We start from the raw sequence: 4,012 nt of genomic DNA, 5'->3' as shown, positions 1-4,012 counted from the left end.
GACGATATTTTCTTCGTGCACAAGGATTTGCCCGTCTGCAATGTCCACCCCCGGCTCCAATGTCAGCACCATTCCCGGTTCCAGCACCGTGTGATCATCGGGAATGAGCGAGGGCCATTCGGTCAGCTGCATTCCCAGCCCATGACCATAGCGCCCGGCCTCCGATCCGCCTGCGCCGCCTGTCAGAACCTTGTCCATCGCGTGGAAGAGATCCGCCGCCGTCGCCCCCGGGCGCGCGGCCTCCATCGCCGCATCCACGGCATCGATCAGGCGGCGATGACCATCTAGGCAACGCTCGTCTACCGAACCGATCCCGAAATTCCGGTCGTAGTCGCAGAAATACCCGTCGACCATCAGCCCGGTATCCAGCATCAGCACATCGCCCTTTTCGAGCGGTGCATCAGACGCGGGTGAGATCACGTCGTCATAGCCAAGCGGCCCCGCGCCGCCGGCGAGGTAGGGCACCCAGTCAGCGCCTTCCTCAAGGCAGAGCATCTGGAAACGACGGAAGACCTGCGACAGCGGCACGCCGGGCGCGGCGATATCCCCTACCCGGTCAAAGGCGCGCCCCGCCACGGCGCAGGCGGTGCGGATCTTGTCGATCTCGGCTTCGGATTTCACCATCCGCAGCGCCCGCATGATGCCGTAATCTGGGACCAGCCGAACCGAAGCCCCAAGCCGCGCATAGTCCTCCAGCGGCATGCGCAAATGGGTTTCATGCCCCATCGGCACGCCGACCGGTCCATCGCCCGCAACGTCACGCAGCGTGTCCGCCAGAAGACTTACCCCGTCGTCCTCCAGGTCGGGCGCGCGCCATGTGCGGATGTCCTCGACCCAGGTGCGCGCCATGACCGGGGCGCCGATGGTGGGGATGACCGCGATGGGCTTGCCGCTGGCTGGCAGAACCACGAACCAGGGCCGGGTCGGGCTTTCCCAGAACCGGGTGATGTATCCGGTGAAGTAGCGCACTTCGGGTTCGGTCGTCAGCAGCAGCGCAGCCAGCCCGTGCCGCGCCATCATCGCCTGCGCCCGCGCGACGCGGGCTGCGAATTCCGCCTCGGGGAAGCCTCGGTTCATGCGGGTCCCTCCGAAAGGAAACACAGAACGCGCGCCTCGGGGCCAAGCCCGAGCATGCCGGGGTCGGCGGCCAGCAGCCCGGCCACACCCGCCACGCCCGATTCCGACCCTTCCAGTCCCGCCTCGGCCATTGGTGCGAGTGTCGCGGCGGCCTCGTCCTCGGAGATGAGAAGGCAGTCATCGGCATCCCGCGAGAGCCCGGTCAACGCGATCAGAGAGGCTTCCTTGCAGTCGAGCCGGCCCATAGCGGATACGGGGCCCGTCGTTGACACGAAGCGCCCCGCCTCGATCGAATCGAAAATCGCGGGCGCGGCGTCAGGTTCCACCACGACGATCCGCGGCGCGTCACCCAACCGTTTGCGCACCAACGCGGCCACGGCCCCCGCCAGCCCGCCGACCCCGGCTTGCAGGAAGACGTGGGTGGGTGCGGCAGGGCACTGATCCAGCGCCTCGGCAGCCATTTGGAGATAGCCCTCCATCAGGCGATGCGGGCGGTCCATGTAGCCGGGCCAGGAACTGTCGGACAGAAGGATGTAGCCGTTTGCCTCGGCGGATTGTGCAGCCAGCGCCATGCTGGCCTCGTATTCCGCCCCGGCCCGAACCACCTCGGCCCCCTTGGCGCGCAGGCGTTCGGCAAAGCTTTCCGGCACGGTTTCGGCGATATGCACCACCGCCTTGGCCCCGAACACCCGGGCCCCTGCGGCCACCGACATGCCGTGGTTGCCCGCACTTGCGGTGATATAGGTGCGTCCAGACAGCGAGGTCGACAGGTCTTCGGTCCCCGTGGCCACCGCATCGCAGGCAATGACGTAGGCCGCGCCGAGCGCCTTGAAACTGCCAAGCCCCATCCGGCCCCGTTCATCCTTGACCCAAAGCGCCCCGACCCCGGCCCGTTCAGCCAGTGACGGCGCGTCGACAAGGGGGGTTGCCGCGTGGGCAGGGCAGCGCGCCAGCAAGGCGGCAACGGTCTCTGCGTTGGTGGAGGGCGCAGGCGCGCCAGACAGGTCGCCGAGGCCAGTGCCGCGGAAAGGATTTGACAGGTGTTGCACGGGCGGTTGACCTCTTGATGCTTGGAGTGCCGGGCCAGCCTAGCGGCAAAAGACTCATTTGGTCTTCCCTTTCCGACATTCCTGTCCTATACGCGCCGCCAGACATGCGTGTGAGGCCCGCTTTGGCCAGAGTTGACCGGTTCGGAAAACCCGGTTCGTGGGCTTGATGCGCAATGAAACAGACATTGAACCCACGAAGGGAAAAGACACATGGCTAACTCGCCTCAGGCAAAGAAGCGCGCCCGTCAGAACGAACGCCGCTACGCTGTCAACAAAGCCCGCCGTTCGCGTATCCGCACCTACCTGCGCAAAGTGGAAGAAGCCATTGCATCCGGCGACCAGGCTGCCGCTGCTGCTGCTCTGCGTGCCGCTCAGCCGGAACTGATGCGCGGTGTGACCAAGGGCATCCTGCACAAGAACACCGTTGCGCGCAAAATGTCGCGTCTGTCTGCCCGCGTCAAAGCACTGGCCGCGTAAGCAAGACTGCGGCATCGCTGCAACAAGGTTTGACAGGGGCGCTCCGACGGGGGCGCCCCTTGTCTTTTGGAAAAATCCAAGCACTTCGGCACCCTTAAACCGGGCGCGCCGGATTCGTTTCAGGCAAGCCCCGAGTCAAGCGCGAAGTTTCGTTGCGAGCGCCCCCCGAGTCCCGCTAGCCTGAGACTCAGCGATTCACATAGTCTGGGGGGACATCGGGCGCAGGAATGGGAAGGCCAAGGGGCCTTTCGCGAAAAAGTTTCGCATCTTCCGCGTCCGGGGCCGGCAGGGGTGGTTGGACCAGCTTCCGACCCTTTTTGCAGGGTGTGTCACAAGTGCCGGTGCCTGCACCGGGATGGTGGTGCATTTGTCCGAAGACCTCCAACATTGGAAATGTCGCAAGACCCATGAACAGGACCGTCAGAGTCCGGGTGTTGTGCCATTTCCTCGGTTGGAGACGGTCCGGGTTTCCGGACCCCCCTTGCCCTGGCACGACGGGGCAAGCTGCGCCTTAACCCGCGCGGCAGTCGTGCCCAGGGTCGACCGACCCATGCGAATCCTGAAGGCATAAAGGGTTAGGACGGCAAAATGATCGTCCGCGCGGCTCCGCAAAGGGGCGGCGTTCATAATTGACGGGATCAGGATGACACAAGACATGTGGGGACACGTTCGGGGCGAGTTACTTAAGTCGGTTGGAAAGAACAACTTTTCGGCATGGATCGAGCCGATCAGCTTCGATGCGATCGAAGACCGCACCGCGCGGCTGCTCGTGCCGACGAGCTTCATCGGCACCTGGGTGTCGCAGCATTTCGGAGACGTGATCCTGCGCCACCTGATGTCTGCCGGCATGGATGTCGACCGCATCGAGTTTGCCGTCGACGGACAGTCCGCCCCCAAGCCCGCGGGCAATGCCAATGCAGCCCCCGCACCATCCAAGGCGCCTGCACCGGTTGGCACGGCCAGCAGCACGGATCTGCCGGATTCGGCGCTGAACCCGAATTTCACCTTCCCCAACTTCGTCGTGGGCAAGCCAAACGAACTGGCCCATGCCGCCGCGCGTCGCGTTGCGGAAGGCGGGGCCGTGTCGTTCAACCCGCTCTTCCTTTACGGCGGCGTGGGTCTGGGCAAGACGCATCTCATGCATGCCATCGCCTGGGAACTGCGCACCAAGAAGCCCGAGCTCAAGGTCATCTATCTCTCGGCGGAACAGTTCATGTACCGCTTCATCCGCGCCCTGCGCGACCAGGACACGCTGTCGTTCAAGGAGTTGTTCCGCTCGATCGACGTGCTGATGGTCGACGACGTTCAGTTCATAGCGGGCAAGAACTCCACGCAGGAAGAATTCTTCCACACCTTCAACGCGCTAGTGGAGCTGGGCAAACAGATCATCATCTCGGGCGACCGCGCGC

Annotated in this window: 4 protein-coding genes; 2 read left to right on the top strand and 2 right to left on the bottom strand. The window is 64.4% G+C overall.

Features of this window, described 5'->3' with window-relative positions:
• Nucleotides 1-1,077: M24 family metallopeptidase (locus tag ACEQXV_RS18575; RefSeq protein ID WP_370270409.1), on the bottom strand; the 1,077-nt coding region annotated here is incomplete at its 3' end.
• Nucleotides 1,074-2,126, bottom strand: a complete 1,053-nt coding sequence (locus ACEQXV_RS18570) for a pyridoxal-phosphate dependent enzyme (protein ID WP_370270408.1) — start codon at nt 2,124-2,126, stop codon at nt 1,074-1,076. The genes ACEQXV_RS18575 and ACEQXV_RS18570, both read right to left, overlap by 4 nt.
• Before the next feature lie 210 nt (nt 2,127-2,336).
• Between ACEQXV_RS18570 and rpsT the strand changes: the two genes are divergently transcribed.
• Together rpsT and ACEQXV_RS18560 are read left to right on the top strand one after the other, a co-directional pair.
• Nucleotides 2,337-2,603: a 30S ribosomal protein S20 gene (gene rpsT, locus ACEQXV_RS18565; RefSeq protein ID WP_370253216.1), complete on the top strand. Its 267-nt coding sequence runs from the start codon at nt 2,337-2,339 to the stop codon at nt 2,601-2,603.
• Nucleotides 2,604-3,246: 643 nt separating this feature from the next.
• Nucleotides 3,247-4,012 (top strand): DnaA ATPase domain-containing protein (locus ACEQXV_RS18560; protein ID WP_370270407.1); only part of this gene is annotated, 766 nt, incomplete at its 3' end.

Origin of the sequence: Nioella sp. (assembly GCF_964229645.1) — a bacterium.
Lineage (GTDB): Bacteria > Pseudomonadota > Alphaproteobacteria > Rhodobacterales > Rhodobacteraceae > Nioella.
The sequence above is the reverse complement of the archived record's forward strand: the minus strand, read 5'-3'. Positions and strand labels throughout refer to the sequence as shown.